Source organism: Sphingomonas sp. BK481 (assembly GCF_014194875.1).
In the GTDB taxonomy this organism is placed as follows: Bacteria; Pseudomonadota; Alphaproteobacteria; order Sphingomonadales; family Sphingomonadaceae; genus Sphingomonas; species Sphingomonas aerolata.
Genome location: NZ_JACIAP010000004.1, coordinates 208022 through 223036 on the forward strand (window position 1 = coordinate 208022; position 15015 = coordinate 223036).

Consider the following 15015-nt stretch of genomic DNA (forward strand, 5'->3'; position numbering starts at 1 on the left):
TCAGCCGCCCGTGCGGCGCAGGAGATACACGTCCATGATCCAGCCGTGCCGGGCGCGCAGCCCGGCACGGCGTGTGACGATCTTTGGTCCAACCGTAGTAAGCGACCCGGCGATTAGCGCCTCTTGCGCCATGCCCAGATACGCCCCCCACCAGATCATGATGCCCTCGGGAGCGAGCGTCTCGAACGTACACGCTCCGTCGAGCATCACCGCCAGCGTCTCGACTCCCGCCGGCCACCCCTCCGCGCGCAGCCGCCGACCGGTGGTGATCGTCACCGGCGCGGCGAGCGTGTTGAGCGGGATCGCATGCGCCGCGGTCAGCGCCTGCAGGCTGGTGATCCCCGGCACCACGCTGACCCCGATCGACCGCCCTCCCGCGCGCAGCCGGTCAGCGATGCGCAGGCTGCTGTCGTAGAGCGACGGATCCCCCCAGACGAGGAACGCGACCCGTCCTCCGCCCGGCAGATGCTCTGCGATCTGCGCCGCCCACGCCGCCGCGATAGCGTCGTGCCACGCGTCCACCGCCGCACGGTACGGCACGTCCGCATCGCGCTCGGGCAGGTCGAACTCCACCACCTTGGCAGGCCCGGTCAGCAACGCGGTGCAGATCGTCCGGCGCAGATCAACCAGATCGGACTTCCCCGCGCCTTTCCGCGGAAGCAGGATCAGGTCGGCAGCGTTCATCGCCGTGACCGCCGCGCGCGTCACGTGATCGGGATTGCCCGTGCCGATCCCGATCAGCGATATCGCGATCTCGCCACCGCTCACGGCGCCATCAGCGAGCCATAGAGGATCAGCGCGGGCTTGTCGGACACGCCCCCCGCCAGCCGCGCCGCGAGCCCCGCGATCGTCGACCAGGTCAGGCTCTGGTCGGGATGCCCGACATTTTCCGCGAGCAGCGCGGTCGTGTCGCCCGACAGACCATGTGCGACGAGCGATTCGACCAGAGCCGGAAAGGTCCGCTGCGGCATGAACACGACCGTCGTCGCCTCCGGATCGGCGAGCGCAGCCATGTTGCGCTGCTGGGGCAGTTTCCCGGTCACGTCATGGCCGGTGACATATTGCACCCGGCGCGCGGACAGGCGTCGCGTCAGCGGTATCGCCGCGGCGGCGGCGGCGGCGCTCGCCGCGCTGATTCCGGGGACGATCTCGAAGTCCACGCCCGCCTCGCGCAGCGCGACGATCTCCTCCTCCAGCCGCCCGAACATCCCCGCATCGCCCGACTTCAGCCGGACGACGCGCGCGCCGGTCAGCGCATGGTCGACCAGCAGCTGCGAGACATGCGACTGGCGCGGCGACGGCCGCCCCGCGCGCTTGCCGACCGCGACCAGTTCGGCACCGACGCGCGCATGGCCCAGCACCGCGCCCGACGACAGATCGTCGAACAGCACGACGTCGGCGCGCTGCAACCGCGTCACCGCCTTCAGCGTCAGCAATTCGGGGTCGCCGGGGCCGGATCCGACGAACGAAACGAAACCGGTCATGCAGCCGGTGGGCCAAGGGGGGCGATCATGTGGAAGAAACTACCCGTCACGCCGCCGCGATGCGAGCCGGTTTCGGGTACGGCCTGCGCATTCGCGTCGACCACCTGCGCCAGCGGCGCGTCGGGCTGGTCGAGGATCGTCGAATAATGGAACTCATGCCCCGCCAGCATCGCCCCCGCCGCGATCCCGCCGATCGGCGCGTGCAGCGTCGCACGGCGATAGCCCAGATGCATCCGCCGCTTCTCGTAACTCGTCACCAGCCCGAGCAACCCGGCCATCCGGTGCCGCGTCCCGTCCGCATCGATCAGCCCCTCGCCCAGCGCCATGTACCCGCCGCACTCGCCGTGCACTGGTCGCGTCCGGGCATGCAGCGCCAGCGCCGCACGGAACCGGTCCGCCGCTGCCAGCACCCCGGCATGAAGCTCGGGATAGCCCCCCGGCAGCCAGACCAGATCGGCATCCTTCGCCGGCGCCTCATCCGCCAGCGGCGAAAAGGGCAGGATCTCCACCCCCGCGCTGCGCCACCCGTCCAGCACATGCGCATAGGTGAACGAAAAGGCGGCATCCTGCGCCAGCGCGATCCGCTGCGCCGGCGGGGTTGGCACCATCGTCCCCTGCGCCATGGGACGCGGCGTCGCGGCCGCCGCTTCGCGCAGTGCGGCGATATCGACATGCGCGCGCAGGAACGTCGCATAGGCCGCGATCTGCGCGTCGAGCGCGGGATGTTCGATCGCCTGCACCAGACCCAGATGTCGCTCGGGCAGCGTCAGGTCGCCGCGCCGCGGCAGCGCGCCAAACACGCGGATCCCGACCGCCTCCATCCCGCTGCGCGCCAGCCGCTCGTGCCGCTCGCTCGCCACGCGGTTGAGGATCACGCCTGCGACCCGCACGCCCGGATCATAGCGCGCGAACCCCAGGGCGGTCGCCGCCGCGGACTGCGCCTGGCCCGACACGTCGATCACCAGCACGACCGGCCAGCCCATCCGCCGCGCGACGTCCGCGCTGGCGCCATTGCCCGTCGCGCCCGCGTGCGCCACCCCGTCGAACAGCCCCATCGACCCTTCGGCCAGCGTCATGTCCGCATCGTCGCCGCGCGCCGCGATCCCGTCGAGCCGCCGCCCCGTCATCGCCCAGCTGTCGAGGTTGAACGACGCGCGCCCGCTCGCCGCGCGGTGGAATGCCGGGTCGATATAGTCGGGCCCGCATTTGAACGGCTGCACCGCGATCCCGTCGTCGCGCAGCGCACGCAACAGCCCGAGCATCACCGTCGTCTTCCCCGTTCCCGACGCAGGCGCAGCGACCAGCAGCCCCGGGGTCATGCCGCGCGTCATGGCGTGTCTCCTGCGAACCGGGACTCCGCCGATTGCGGCCGGAACCGCCGGTCATAGCCTTGCGCGTACAGGCTGCTCGTCGCGAAATCGCCCGGCGCCAGCACGCGCCCGACCAGGATCAGCGCGGTCCGCTCGGGCCGCCCCGTCACCGCCGCCTCGATCGTCGACAGCGTCGCGCGGACGATCTGCTCGTCGGGCCAGCTCGCGCGCCACACCACCGCGACCGGGCAGTCGCCACCATAAGCGGGCAGCAGGTCCGCGACGACCTGCGGCAGATTGTGCACCGACAAATGGATCGCCAGCGTCGCCTGTGTCGCGGCGAACGCGGCCAGCGTCTCGGCCGACGGCATCGAGCTTGCCCGCCCAGGCGTCCGCGTGAGTACCACCGATTGCGCCAGTTCGGGCAAGGTCAGTTCGACCTCGAGCGCGGCGGCGGCGGCGGCAAAGGCGGGGACGCCGGGGGTGATCGTCACCGGAATGTCCAGCGCGCGCAGCCGCCGCAGCTGCTCGCCCATCGCCGACCAGATTGACAGATCCCCCGAATGCAGCCGCGCGACATCCTGCCCCCCTGCGTGCGCGGTGACGATCTCGGCGATGATCTGGTCGAGGTCCATCGGCGCGGTGTTGACGATCCGCGCACCGGGCGGACAATGCTCGAGCAGCGCCTCCGGGATCAGCGACCCGGCATAGAGGCACACCGGCGACATCGCGATCCGGTCGCGCCCCCGCAACGTCAGCAGGTCGGGCGCACCCGGCCCTGCACCGATGAAATGCACGGTCATGGTCGAAATCCTTGGGCAATGGCGCAGGTCGCGCGTCGGCACGGCGAAACATGGCGAAGGGTCAGCAGCCGCGCGCCTTGCCCCGCGGCGGCGAGTGCAGCGGCCTCCGCGACGCTGCCGGTCCCCCGCACGGCAAGACTTACCGGCGACCGGGTGGCGGGACTGGCCGCAGTCAGCGCGGCGGGATCGACCGTGATCAGCGGCAGACCCAGCAGCGCCGCGATCTCGCCGGGCAGCCCCTGCTTGTCGTCGGGCGCGGCCAGCGCCTCGACCGGCGGCAGCCCCTGCTGCGCGGCGGCCAGCGCGGCGCGCAACGCGGCGGCATCCGCGGCCGTATTGAAGCCAAAACCGGCGACGATCATGCCGGATACGCCCATTGCACCACCGGGTACTGCGCGCGCCACCCACGTCGCGTCCCGATCGGCACCGCCTGCGCCACCTCGATCCGCATCAGGCTCCCCCCCTGCGCTGCCTGCCACTGCGTCAGCAGCGCCTCCGATTCGAGCGTCACCGCATTCGCGACGATGCGCGCGCCCTGCTCGACCCGCGGCCACAGCGCGCGCAACAGCGCCTCGGACAGCCCCCCGCCGACGAACACCGCATCGGGACATGCCTGCGTGTCGAGACACTCGGGCGCCCGCCCCTCGACCACCACCAGCCGGTCGACGCCCATCGTCGCGGCATTGTCGCTGATCCGCCGCGCGCGGACCGGATCCGCCTCGAACGCAATTGCCCGCATTGACGCGTGCGCGAGGAGCCACGAAATCCCGATCGATCCCGATCCCGCGCCGATATCCCACAAGTTCTCGCCCGGTTTCGGCGCGAGCGCGGCCAGCGTCACCGCGCGGATCGGCGACTTGGTGATCTGCCCGTCATGCGCGAACCAGTCGTCGGACAGCCCCGCCTGCGGCACGACCGCGCCCGCCCCGTCGAAGACGATCCCGACCGCGACCGGATGCGCGATGTCGTCGAACGCCATCGTCGTTGCAGTCGCAACGCGGATCCGTTCGCGCGGCCCGCCCAGCGCCTCGAGCACGTGCAGCGCCGACGCGCCGAACCCCGCCGCATCCAGATACGCCGCCAGCCCGCCGACCGCCGCCCCGTCGCGCACCAGCACGATTGCGCGCCGCCCCCGCGTGATATGCGGCCGCAACCGGCCGAACGGCGCGGCATGCAGCCCCAGGCATGTGCAGTCCTCGAGTCCCCAGCCGAGCCGCGCCGCCGCCAGCGCGAAGCTCGACGGCGCGGGATGCGCGATCCACTCGCCCGAACTCAGATGCCGCGTCACCGACGTCCCCGCGCCGAACCAGAACGGATCCCCCGATGCCAGCATCACCACCCTCTTACCGCGATGCCCGATCAGCCGCGCGATCCCGTCCTCGAACGGCACTGGCCAAGCCTCGACCGCCCCCCTAAGCTCGCCGGCAAGCGCCAGATGCCGGGTCGCGCCCGTCACGATCTCGGCATCGGCCAGCGCCGTGCGCGCCGCGGCGGACAGCCCGGCCGCGCCGTCCTCGCCAATCCCGACGATCGTCAGCCACGGAGCCTCAGTCATTCCGACCATCCTGCTTCTCGGCGGCACCACCGAAGCCAGCGCGCTCGCCGCACGGCTGGCGGCGCGCGGCGATCCGACCGTGCTGAGCTATGCCGGCCGCGTCGCCAGCCCGCGCGCGCAGCCGGTCCCCATCCGCATCGGCGGCTTTGGCGGCGTCGGAGGCCTCATTACCTATCTCAAAGAGCACCGTGTCACGCACCTGATCGACGCGACGCATCCCTTCGCCGCGCAGATGCACCGCCATGCGGTCGACGCCGCGGCACAGGCGGGCGTCGCGCATGTCGCGCTCGCCCGCCCCGCCTGGACCCCGGTCGCGGGCGATCGCTGGCACCGCGTCGCCGATATCCCGGCCGCCGTCGCGGCGCTCGCCGGCCCGCCGCAGCGCGTGATGCTCGCGCTCGGCCGGATGCATGTCGACGCTTTCGCGCAGCAGCCGCAACACGACTATCTGCTGCGTTTCGTCGATACGCCCGACGATCCGCCGCCGCTGCCCCGCCACCGCCTGGTCGTCGACCGCGGCCCGTTCGACGCCGCCGGCGACACCCAATTGATGCGCGATCACGCGACAGACCTGGTCGTGTGCAAGAACGCGGGCGGCAGCGGCGCGGCGGCCAAGCTGGTCGCCGCGCGCACGCTCGGCCTGCCGGTGATCATGATCGACCGTCCGCCGCTGCCCGCTCGACACGCGGTCGATACGGTCGACGCGGTGCTCTACTGGCTCGATCATGGCGCGGACCGCGGCGTATAGAGGATCGGCCCCTGCGCCCGCGCGATGATCCGCGTCAGGCTCGAACCGACGATCACCATCGTCCGCATGTCCGCCATCTCCGCCCGCGCCTCGGTCAGCGGTACGATCGACAGCGCTTCCTCGGGCGTCGACACCGCCCGCGCGAACAGCACCGGGCGATCGTCGCCGCACGTCGTGCGAAGGATCTCGAACGCGCGGACCAGCCCGTCGGGTCGCGCCTTCGATCGCGGATTGTAGAAGGCGATCGCGAAATCGGCCTCCGCCGCCAGCCGCACGCGTCGCTCGATCAGCGCCTGGGGCTTCAGATTGTCCGACAGGTTGATCGCGCAGAAATCATGCCCCAGCGGCGCGCCCGCGCGCGCACTCGCCGCCAGCATCGCGGTGATCCCCGGCAGCACGCGGATGTCGATCGCGCCCCACGCCGCCGGTCCCGCCTCGAGCGCCTCGAACACCGCCGCCGCCATCGCGAACACGCCGGGATCCCCCGACGACACGACGACGACGCGCGCGCCTTCCGCTGCCAGCTCGAGCGCATGGCGCGCGCGGTCGATCTCGACCCGGTTGTCGCTCGCATGCAGTGTCAGGCCGTCGCGCGCCGGAACCCTCGCGACATAGGGGATATAGCCGATCACGTCGGTCGCCTCGGCCAGCGCCGCGCTGACCTCGGGCGTCACCAGCGCAGCATCCCCCGGCCCCAGCCCGGCGATCGCCAGCCAGCCGGTCCCTGCGCTCTGCATCATGGCCGCCGCCCCTGCCCGTGGATGAGCAGGATCGCGAAATAGGGCGTGACCGCATCCGCCTCGCACAGCCGCGTGACGCGCTGCTCGGCCATCGCCGCATATTCGACCAGCCACGCCGCCTCCTCGCGCCCCGCCGCGGCGACCGCGCGGCGCAGCTTGGCGAGGTGGCGGCCGATCTTCATCACCACCAGCGCGTCGGTATCGCGGATGCGCCGCACCAGGTCCGCCTCGGGCAGCGTCCCCATCACCACCGTCAGCACGTCGTCGCCCCAGGTGATCGGCGCGCCGCTCGCGGTCCAGGCGCCCGACATGCCGGTAATGCCGGGGACGACCGCGACCGGCGCGACCCCCTGCAACCGCGTATAGAGGTGCATGAACGATCCGTAGAAGAACGGGTCGCCCTCGCACAGCACCACCACGTCCTCGCCGCCCAGCGCCAGAGCCGCGAGGTGATCGATGCACCCCGCGTAAAAGCCCGACAGCCGGTCGTTGTAGCGCGGATCGGACAGCGCGATCTCGGTGGTGACGGGATATTCCATGGGATATTCGATCACGTCGTCGCGCAGCATCCCCTCGACGATCCGCCGCGCCTGCCCCGGCCGTCCCGCCTTGCGGAAATAGGCGATATGCCGCGCGCCGCGCACCAGACGGTCCGCGCGCACGCTCATCAGGTCGCACGCCCCCGGCCCCAACCCGACGCCGTGGATCGTGCCCGTCACGACCACCTGTACCGGCGGCGCCACCAGGGTCGCGGACGGCTCCGCCACGCCGATCATTCCGCCGCGCTCGCCAGCGCGTTGATCGCCGCGACGGTGATCGCGCTGCCGCCCAGCCGCCCCTCGACGATCACGCACGGCACCGGCTGCGCCGCCCACAGCGCATCCTTCGATTCGACCGCACCGACGAAACCCACCGGACAGCCGATGATCGCCGCGGGCCGCGGACAATCGGGATCCTCAAGCATATTGAGCAGGTGGAACAGCGCGGTCGGCGCATTGCCGATCGCCACCACCGCACCCGCCAGATGCGGCCGCCAGAACTCCAGCGCCGCGGCCGAGCGCGTTGTTGCCATTTCTCTCGCCAGCGCGACCGTCTCGGGCGTGTGCAGCGTACAGATCACCGCATTGTCCGCCGGCAGGCGCGCGCGCGTGATCCCCTCGGTCACCATCCGCGCATCGCACAGGATCGGCGCACCCGCCCGCAACGCCGCGCGCGCGGCCCGTGCGAAGCCGGGCGAAAAGCGGATATCCCCCGCCAGCGCGACCAGCCCCGCAGCGTGGATCATCCGCACCGCGACCGGCTCCTCCTCGGCGTCAAACCGCGCGAGATCGGCCTCCGCGCGGATCATCGCGAACGACTGGCGATAGATCGCGGCCCCGTCGGTCTCATAGGCATAGGGCATCAGGCGGCTCCGGACGGCTGGGAGAAATGGGCGATAATCTGAGCTGGTTCGAGCGCGCCGAGCAGCGGCGGCGCGCCCGCCCGCGCGTGCAGGGCAAGATCGAACCGCCCGGCGCGCCCGGTGAGCGTCACGTCCGCAGGCCGCGCCCGCGCGCAGCCCTTGGCGCATCCCGACACGTGCAGGCTACCAGCAACCAACGGAGCGAGCCGCCGCGCGAGGTCGCGCGTCGCGACGCTCGCCTGCGGGCAGGCGGGCGCACCGACACAGGCGTCGACCCCGGCGCGCACGCTGCTCTGGTCACGCGCGCTATCCGCCACCCCGCCTTCGAGGATCAGCATCCGCCACGGCGTCACGCGGATCGCCGTGACCGGGTCCGCGGCGATCCGGTCGCGCAACTCTACTGCCGCGATCCGCCCGAAGCCGAGCGCGACCGCCGCGCCCAGCGGATGCGCCCCGGCTTCGGGCGGTGGCGCGGTGGGCGCGGGAACCAAGGTCGCGGCCCCCGGCACGGCCGCCGCATGGCGCGCCATCCGCCCCGCCGCCGCACCGCCGCTGTCGACGAACCACCGCGCCAGCGCGACCAGCGCGTCGACGGCGGTGTCGCGCGTCACGTCCACCCCCGCCGCACGCCCCTCGCCGCGGACCAGCAACCTGCCGTCCACCGCGCGCTCGACCCGGAAATCGGCGGGCGCGCGGGTCAACACGGGCGCGAGCCCCGCATCAATCGCAAAACCAACCTTGCCAGGCAGCACCGGCAGGTCAGCCAATCGCTCGCGCAACGCGGTGGCGATATGCTGCGTGTCGTCCCCGTCCCGCCAGTCGGGCGCGACCAGCATCGCGCCGCGCGCCTCGCGCTCCGGATCGGGATCGATCAGCCCGACCGCCAGCAACGCCTCGACCAGCCCCCGCCAGCCCGCCTCGGTCACACCGCGGATCTGCAGGTTGGCGCGACTGGTCACGTCGATCTCGCCATTTCCCCACGCCATCGCCGCATCACACAGCGCGAGTGTCTGCGCGCGCGTCAGCCGGCCGAGCGGCGGGCGGATGCGCACCAGCAGCCCGTCGCCCGCCGCCATCGGCCGCCACGCATCGGGGCACCATCCCTTGACGGCGAACGCGCTCATGCCGGCAGCTCGAGCTGCGCGAGGATCGAATTGCGCCGCGTCGGCCACAGCCCCGCCGCGTGCAGCGCCGCGAACCGCGCGGTCATCGCCGCCAGCGCCGCGGGGTTCGCGCTTTCCAGAAACGCACGCACCGCGTCGCGCCCCAGCGTCGCATCATAATAGAGGTCGATCAGCTCGGGCGACACCACCCGCGCCAGCTGCGCGAACATCGCCATATGGTCGAGCGTCGCGGCGATCTCCGCGCCGCCGCGAAACCCGTGCCGCATCATCCCCTCGACCCAGGCCGGGTTCGCCGCCCGCGCATGGACGACTCGCGCAATCTCCTCATCCAGCGGACGCGCACGCGGCCGTTCCGGATCGCGCGCATCGAGATGATACAGCGCCGCGCCCTTACCCCCGGCAACCGCCTGCGCCGCCGCGAACCCCGCCTCGTGCGCGGCATAATCCGCGGCGAGCAACAGGTCGGTCTCGGGCAGGTCCTGGACATGGACGAACGCGTCGGCGGCGACGACCCGGTCGCGGATCCCCGCTGGATCGAACCGCGTCGCACCGACGTCGCCCGCCCCGTCCAGCGCATGGCTCGACGCCGCCAGCCACGCCGCACCCGCCGCCGCCCGCGCCGCCTCGCCATACGCCTCGCCCGCATCACCCAGCCCGAGCCCGTAGCGACCCGGTTCTGGCCCATAGACCCGCGCACCGACGGCAGCGCCGACGAACGGGTTCCAGTCACCGGGCTCGTCGCGTAGCGCCAGCGCGCGCACCGCCTGCCCGAACATCTGGCCGAGCGCGGGAAACGCATCGCGGAACAGCCCCGACACGCGCAGCGTCACGTCGATCCGCGGCCGGTCGAGCCTCGCCAGCGGCAGGATCTCGACCCCCGTGACCCGGTCCGACGCATGATCCCAGACCGGCTCCGCGCCGAGCAGGTGGAGCGCCATCGCGAATTCCTCGCCTGCGGTCCGCATCGTCGCCGACGCCCACAGGTCGACGACCAGCGCGCGCGGATAGTCGCCCTCGTCCTGCAGATGCCGGCGGACCAGTTCGTCGGCCAGCCGCACGCCCTGCGCATGCGCCGCGCGCGACGGCACCGCGCGCGCGTCGGTCGCATACAGGTTGCGCCCGGTCGGCAGGACGTCGCTGCGTCCGCGCCACGGCGACCCCGACGGCCCCGCCGCGATCCGCCTGCCCCGCAACGCGCTCAGCAGCCCGTCGCGCTCGGCCTCGCCCTGTTCGCCGCGACCATAGACGTGCAGCCCGTCGCCGAACTGGCTCTCCTTCACGTCGCACACGAACGTGTCGATCCGCGTGATCGCCTCCGCCTGGCTCGCCGCCTCGTCGAGCCGCAGCGTCGCCGCCAGCCCGGTCGCGCGCGCCTCGTCGGCGATGTCGCGCTGCAATCGGTCGCGGCGCGCGGGGTCGAGCCCGTCGGCTGTTGAAAACTCGTCGAGCAAAGATTCGAGCCGCCCCAGGCCCGCGCCGCTGCGCGTCGTCGCGGCCGGCGGCGGGACGTGGCCGATCGTCACCGCGCCGATCCGCCGCCGTGCCTGCGCCGCCTCGCCCGGATCGTTGACGATGAACGGATAGAGCACCGGCATCGCCCCGGTCAGCGCCTCGGGCCAGCATTCCCCCGACAGCGCGACCGCCTTGCCCGGCAGCCATTCGAGCGTCCCGTGCGCGCCGACATGGATCAGCGCATCGGTCCCGCGCGCGTGCAGCCACAGATAGAAGGCGACATAGGCGTGGCAGGGACAGCGCGACAGGTCGTGATACTCCCCGACCCGCGCCGCACTGCGCCCGCGTTCGGGCTGGAGCGCTATCACCACGCGCCCCCGCTCGACGCCCGCGAACTGGAACGCGCCGTCGATACAGGCCGGATCGTCCTCGGGCGCGCCCCAGCTTTCCTTGAGCGCATCGCGCAACACGGCCGGCAGGCCCCCAAGTGCCGCACGATACGCCGCGACCGGCCACGCGATCCGCCCCGTCGCCAGCGCCCCGGCCAGCGCTTCGGGCGCCGCGCCGCCGGTCGCGTAACCCGCCGCCGCCAGGTCCTCGACGATCGCCTCGGCGGATGCCAGCGCGTCGAGCCCGACCGCATGCGCCATCTGATAGTCCTTGCCCGGATAGGTCGACAGCACGACCGCGGGCCGCTGGTCAGCGACCGGCCGCTCCGCCAGCCGCACCCACGCGGTGACGCGCGCGACGATCGCCGCGATCCGCTCGGGGTCAGCCCGGTGCTCGCGCCGAGCATAGCCGAGAGCGTCGTCGCGGACGCCGTCCTCCTTGAAACTCGCGACGCCTGCGAACAGCCGTCCGTCGACCTCGGGCAGGACGACGTGCATCGCCAGGTCGGCGGGGGACAACCCGCGCGTCGATCCCGCCCAGGCGGCACGGTCCGACGTCGCCAGCGCGACCTGGAACACCGGCACACCTGCTCCGTCGAGCGGCGATGTGTCGTCAACGCCGCGGCCCGAAAAGGCGGTCGCGTTGACGATCGCCGCCGGGGCGAGCGCGACGACCCAGCGCTTGAGCCACCCCGCGACGCCCGGCGCCTTCAACGACGGCGCGAACAGCCCGACGACGTCGAACCCCGCCCCACTCAGCCCGGCATGCAGCGCCTCGACCGGGTCGAGATCGGCAGCGGTCAGGTAGGAGCGGTAGAAGATCAGCAGGATCCGCGGCCGCGTCGCGGTCATCGCGAACGCCGCCGGGCACGTCACCCCGTCGCGCGGCTGCCAGCCGCCGACCTCTGGGACCGTCTTCACCCCCGCGACCGGCCCGGCATAGAGCCCCGCCGCCAGCGCCATCTGCGCCAGCGCGGCCTGCGCCGCGACCGCGCCGCCATCGTCGCACAGCGCGGCGAGCCGGCGCAGCGTCGACACCGGCACCGTCGACGCCGCATCGAGCCGCGCGTCGATCCGCCCGTCGGCCGGCAGCACCGCCAGCGCGATCCCCCACGCCCGCGCCAGCGTCTCGACCTGCTGCAACCCATAGGACCAGTAGGACCGCCCGCCGATCAGCCGGATCACGATCCCCTTCGCCCCACCGCTCCCGCTCAGCGTCCGCTCGACATAGGTATCGACCGACAGCGGATGCGCGAGCGCGGACAGGTTGGCGAGCCGGAGCGACGGCAGCGGGCTTCCACTCGCCGCCGCACGCCGCCACCCGGCCGCGAACGCGCCGAGATCCCCGTCCGAAAAGGACAGGACGACGAGATCCGCCGGGCTCTGCGCCAGGTCCTGCGGGACCGCGCTTTCCTCCAGCCCGTGGCTTTCGCGGAAGACGACGTGCATCGCCGTCAGCCCTGAAGCGCGGCCCGGATCCTTGCAGGGTCGATCCGGTCATGCTCGGCGATCACCACCAGCCGCGTCTGCCGCGCCTCGTCGGCGCGCCACGGCCGGTCATATTGCGTCCGCACCCGCGCCCCGACCGCCTGCACCAGCAGCCGCATCGGCTTGCCCGTCACCGCGGCATAGCCCTTCACGCGCAGGATGTCCGCGTCGCGCGCCAGCGTCTCGATCCGCGCGGCGAGCGCCGCCGGGTCCGCGATCTCGCCGAGTTCGACGATCATGCTGTCGAAATCGTCATGCTCGTGATCGTCAGCGCCATCATGATGCGACGGCCGCGCCGCGATGTCGTCCTCCGCAGCCGCGTTCAGCCCCAGCACGACGCGCGGATCGATCACCCCGTCGGTCAGCGCGATCACCGGCAGCACGCGCGCGGACTCCGCCGCGATCACCGCGCGCGCCGCGGTGACCCCCGCCTCGCCCGCCAGATCCGCCTTGGTCAGCAGTACCAGATCCGCACAGGCGAGCTGGTCCTCGAACACCTCGGCAAGCGGCGTCTCGTGATCGACGCTCGGATCGGCGCTGCGCTGCGCCTCGATCGCGGCGAGATCGGGCGCGAACCGTCCCGCGGCGACCGCTTCCGCATCGGCCAGCGCGATCACCCCGTCGACCGTGATCCGCGACCGGATCGCGGGCCAGTCGAACGCCTTGAGCAACGGCTTGGGCAAAGCGAGCCCCGACGTCTCGATCAGGATATGGTCGGGCCGCGGGTCGAGCGCGAGCAAAGTCTCGACGGTCGGGATGAAATCGTCCGCGACGGTGCAGCAGATGCAGCCATTGGCGAGCTCGACGACATTCTCGGCCGGGCAATCGGGGATCGCGCAGCCCTTCAATATGTCGCCGTCGATGCCGAGCGTGCCGAATTCGTTGACGATCACCGCGAGCCGCCGGCCACCGGCATTCCGGATCAGGTGGCTGATCAGCGTGGTCTTGCCCGCGCCGAGGAACCCGGTGACGATGGTGACGGGAATCTTGGCCAGGCTCGGCTGGGGGTCGGTCATGCGATACTCTCCGGGCGTCGGAACGACAGCCACGGACGGACGCACGCCCGCAGCCACACGCGCGCACGACCTGACGGCCGCACGCGTTCGTCGCTCAGACGGAGTACCGTGCCGCGACCATCCCCTGGATCAAGGCAAGAGCGACCATGACGCTGGCAGGTCTCCTGGCTCGCGGGTCGAAGCTCGATGCACGCCTTCCCAGGTCCCGTGACCCAGTGGCTGCCCCCGCATCGGGGGCCTGTGCGTCTCGCTCACCGCTTACAGTTGCAGGGACAGCCGCGGCATTGGGAGGCAAAGCTCCCGCACCGCATTCCCATTCAAGCCCCGAAGGGCACCGGCGCGATCTGTTGAGGTTCGGTAAAACCAAACCTCGGGGTTGGGTTTAGAGGAGTTTCGTGACTGTGCCAATGCACCTGACCTCCGTCATTCTGACGAAAGTCAGGATCCAGGGCCACGCATGATCCGGTGATTGGCTCTGGGCGCCGGGTCGAGCCGGGGATGACGACGCTGCTCGTTACCCCCGCACCACCTCGATCTCGTCGAACCGCTTCCACCGGTAGATCGCGAAACTCAGCACCCAGCACGCCACGAACAGCGCGATGATCGCAAAGCCCAGCCCGTTGAAATTCTCGCCCAGCGCCGAAGCAACGTCCCACACGCCCCCGCTCAGGCCGAGCTTCGACGCCAGCAGCGCGAGCGTCTCGATCCCGCCGATCGCGATCGCGACGATCGCCGAGATCAGCGTGATCGTGATGTTGTAATAGAGCTTGCGGATCGGCTTCACGAACGCCCATTCATACGCGCCGAGCATCACCACCCCGTCGGCACTGTCGACTAGTGCCATGCCCGTCGCGAACAGCACCGGCAGCACCAGCACCGTGCCGATCGACAGCCCGTCCGCCGCCTGGCTTGCAGACAGGCCGAGGATCGCGACTTCGGTCGCGGTGTCGAACCCCAGCCCGAACAGGAACCCGAGCGGCGCCATGTGCCAGCTGCGCGTGACCAGCCGGAACATCGGCCGGAACAGCCGCGCGAGCAGCCCGCGATTGCCGAGCAGCAGGTCGAGATCCTCCTCGACATAGCGCCCCCCGCCGCGGACATGGCCGAAGGTCCGCCACACCGATCGCAGGATGATCAGGTTCATCGCCGCGATCGTGAACAGGAACAGCGCGGAGATCAGTGTCGCGATCACCCCGCCCGCCTGCTTGAACGCCTCGAACTGCGCCAGCGCACTCGCGGTCAGCGCGATCGCGACCGCGGCGATCAGGACGATCCCCGAATGGCCGACCGCGAACCAGAAGCCGACCCCGATCGGCCGCTGCCCGTCCTGCATCAGCTTGCGCGTCACATTGTCGATCGCCGCGATATGATCCGCATCGACCGCGTGGCGCAGCCCCAGCCCCCAGGCGAGCATCGCGGTACCCAGCATCAGCGGTTGCGCCTGGAACAGCGCGAACGCCCATCCCCAGGCGGCGATGTTGGCCGCAACCAGCATCGCGAACAT

14 protein-coding genes and 1 riboswitch are annotated in these 15015 nt (G+C 71.7%); of the genes, 1 reads left to right on the forward strand and 13 read right to left on the reverse strand.

Features of this window, described 5'->3' with window-relative positions:
• The 6 genes from cobF to cbiE are packed head-to-tail and all read right to left on the reverse strand — an operon-like array spanning position 1 to position 5152.
• Positions 1 to 768, reverse strand: coding sequence for a precorrin-6A synthase (deacetylating) (gene cobF, locus FHY04_RS10065; protein WP_311724411.1), 768 nt, complete (start codon positions 766 to 768; stop codon positions 1 to 3).
• Positions 765 to 1484 carry a uroporphyrinogen-III C-methyltransferase gene (gene cobA, locus FHY04_RS10070; RefSeq protein WP_183936312.1) on the reverse strand — a complete coding sequence of 240 codons (720 nt, stop codon included), beginning with the start codon at positions 1482 to 1484 and terminating at the stop codon, positions 765 to 767. The genes cobF and cobA overlap by 4 nt, the downstream gene beginning before the upstream one ends.
• Positions 1481 to 2803, reverse strand: a complete 1323-nt coding sequence (locus FHY04_RS10075; RefSeq protein ID WP_183936441.1) for a cobyrinate a,c-diamide synthase — start codon at positions 2801 to 2803, stop codon at positions 1481 to 1483. Before FHY04_RS10075 ends, cobA begins: the two co-directional genes overlap by 4 nt.
• 8 nt (positions 2804 to 2811) lie before the next feature.
• Complete coding sequence (gene cobM, locus FHY04_RS10080; RefSeq protein ID WP_183936313.1) at positions 2812 to 3597, reverse strand: precorrin-4 C(11)-methyltransferase; 786 nt, start codon at positions 3595 to 3597, stop codon at positions 2812 to 2814.
• Positions 3594 to 3959 (reverse strand): cobalamin biosynthesis protein, encoded by a 366-nt coding sequence (locus FHY04_RS10085; protein WP_183936314.1) that lies wholly within the window; start codon positions 3957 to 3959, stop codon positions 3594 to 3596. The genes cobM and FHY04_RS10085 overlap by 4 nt, the downstream gene beginning before the upstream one ends.
• Positions 3956 to 5152, reverse strand: a complete 1197-nt coding sequence (gene cbiE / locus FHY04_RS22540) for a precorrin-6y C5,15-methyltransferase (decarboxylating) subunit CbiE (protein ID WP_183936315.1) — start codon at positions 5150 to 5152, stop codon at positions 3956 to 3958. Before cbiE ends, FHY04_RS10085 begins: the two co-directional genes overlap by 4 nt.
• Here cbiE and FHY04_RS22545 point away from each other — a divergent pair.
• Complete coding sequence (locus tag FHY04_RS22545; RefSeq protein ID WP_183936442.1) at positions 5151 to 5900, forward strand: cobalt-precorrin-6A reductase; 750 nt, start codon at positions 5151 to 5153, stop codon at positions 5898 to 5900. The genes cbiE and FHY04_RS22545 overlap by 2 nt on opposite strands.
• Here the strand turns inward: FHY04_RS22545 and cobJ are convergent.
• The 7 genes from cobJ to FHY04_RS10130 form a co-directional block, all read right to left on the reverse strand.
• Entirely contained in the window at positions 5876 to 6640 is a 765-nt protein-coding gene (gene cobJ / locus FHY04_RS10100; RefSeq protein WP_183936316.1) for a precorrin-3B C(17)-methyltransferase, read from the reverse strand. The two genes, FHY04_RS22545 and cobJ, sit on opposite strands and share 25 nt — an antisense overlap.
• Positions 6637 to 7359: a precorrin-2 C(20)-methyltransferase gene (gene cobI / locus FHY04_RS10105; RefSeq protein WP_333980969.1), complete on the reverse strand. Its 723-nt coding sequence runs from the start codon at positions 7357 to 7359 to the stop codon at positions 6637 to 6639. The genes cobJ and cobI overlap by 4 nt, the downstream gene beginning before the upstream one ends.
• A 53-nt stretch (positions 7360 to 7412) precedes the next feature.
• The gene (locus FHY04_RS10110; RefSeq protein ID WP_183936318.1) at positions 7413 to 8042 is read right to left on the reverse strand and encodes a precorrin-8X methylmutase; all 630 of its coding nucleotides are present in this window, start codon (positions 8040 to 8042) and stop codon (positions 7413 to 7415) included.
• Positions 8042 to 9166 carry a cobalamin biosynthesis protein CobG gene (locus tag FHY04_RS10115; protein WP_183936319.1) on the reverse strand — a complete coding sequence of 375 codons (1125 nt, stop codon included), beginning with the start codon at positions 9164 to 9166 and terminating at the stop codon, positions 8042 to 8044. The genes FHY04_RS10110 and FHY04_RS10115 overlap by 1 nt, the downstream gene beginning before the upstream one ends.
• Positions 9163 to 12456 carry a cobaltochelatase subunit CobN gene (gene cobN / locus FHY04_RS10120; protein WP_183936320.1) on the reverse strand — a complete coding sequence of 1098 codons (3294 nt, stop codon included), beginning with the start codon at positions 12454 to 12456 and terminating at the stop codon, positions 9163 to 9165. The genes FHY04_RS10115 and cobN overlap by 4 nt, the downstream gene beginning before the upstream one ends.
• Positions 12457 to 12461: 5 nt before the next feature.
• Positions 12462 to 13511, reverse strand: a complete 1050-nt coding sequence (gene cobW / locus FHY04_RS10125; RefSeq protein WP_183936321.1) for a cobalamin biosynthesis protein CobW — start codon at positions 13509 to 13511, stop codon at positions 12462 to 12464.
• Positions 13512 to 13647: 136 nt separating this feature from the next.
• Positions 13648 to 13865, reverse strand: a riboswitch (cobalamin riboswitch).
• 160 nt (positions 13866 to 14025) lie between these two features.
• Entirely contained in the window at positions 14026 to 15015 is a 990-nt protein-coding gene (locus FHY04_RS10130; RefSeq protein ID WP_037530938.1) for a HoxN/HupN/NixA family nickel/cobalt transporter, read from the reverse strand.

Coding starts and splice junctions, on each gene's coding strand:
- cobA (WP_183936312.1), bottom strand. CDS start 1,484: ATGACCGGTTTCGTTTCGTTCGTCGGATCCGGCCCCGGCGACCCCGAA.
- FHY04_RS10075 (WP_183936441.1), bottom strand. CDS start 2,803: ATGACCCCGGGGCTGCTGGTCGCTGCGCCTGCGTCGGGAACGGGGAAG.
- cobM (WP_183936313.1), bottom strand. CDS start 3,597: ATGACCGTGCATTTCATCGGTGCAGGGCCGGGTGCGCCCGACCTGCTG.
- FHY04_RS10085 (WP_183936314.1), bottom strand. CDS start 3,959: ATGATCGTCGCCGGTTTTGGCTTCAATACGGCCGCGGATGCCGCCGCG.
- cbiE (WP_183936315.1), bottom strand. CDS start 5,152: ATGACTGAGGCTCCGTGGCTGACGATCGTCGGGATTGGCGAGGACGGC.
- cobJ (WP_183936316.1), bottom strand. CDS start 6,640: ATGATGCAGAGCGCAGGGACCGGCTGGCTGGCGATCGCCGGGCTGGGG.
- FHY04_RS10110 (WP_183936318.1), bottom strand. CDS start 8,042: ATGCCCTATGCCTATGAGACCGACGGGGCCGCGATCTATCGCCAGTCG.
- FHY04_RS10115 (WP_183936319.1), bottom strand. CDS start 9,166: ATGAGCGCGTTCGCCGTCAAGGGATGGTGCCCCGATGCGTGGCGGCCG.
- cobN (WP_183936320.1), bottom strand. CDS start 12,456: ATGCACGTCGTCTTCCGCGAAAGCCACGGGCTGGAGGAAAGCGCGGTC.
- cobW (WP_183936321.1), bottom strand. CDS start 13,511: ATGACCGACCCCCAGCCGAGCCTGGCCAAGATTCCCGTCACCATCGTC.
- FHY04_RS10130 (WP_037530938.1), bottom strand. CDS start 15,015: ATGTTCGCGATGCTGGTTGCGGCCAACATCGCCGCCTGGGGATGGGCG.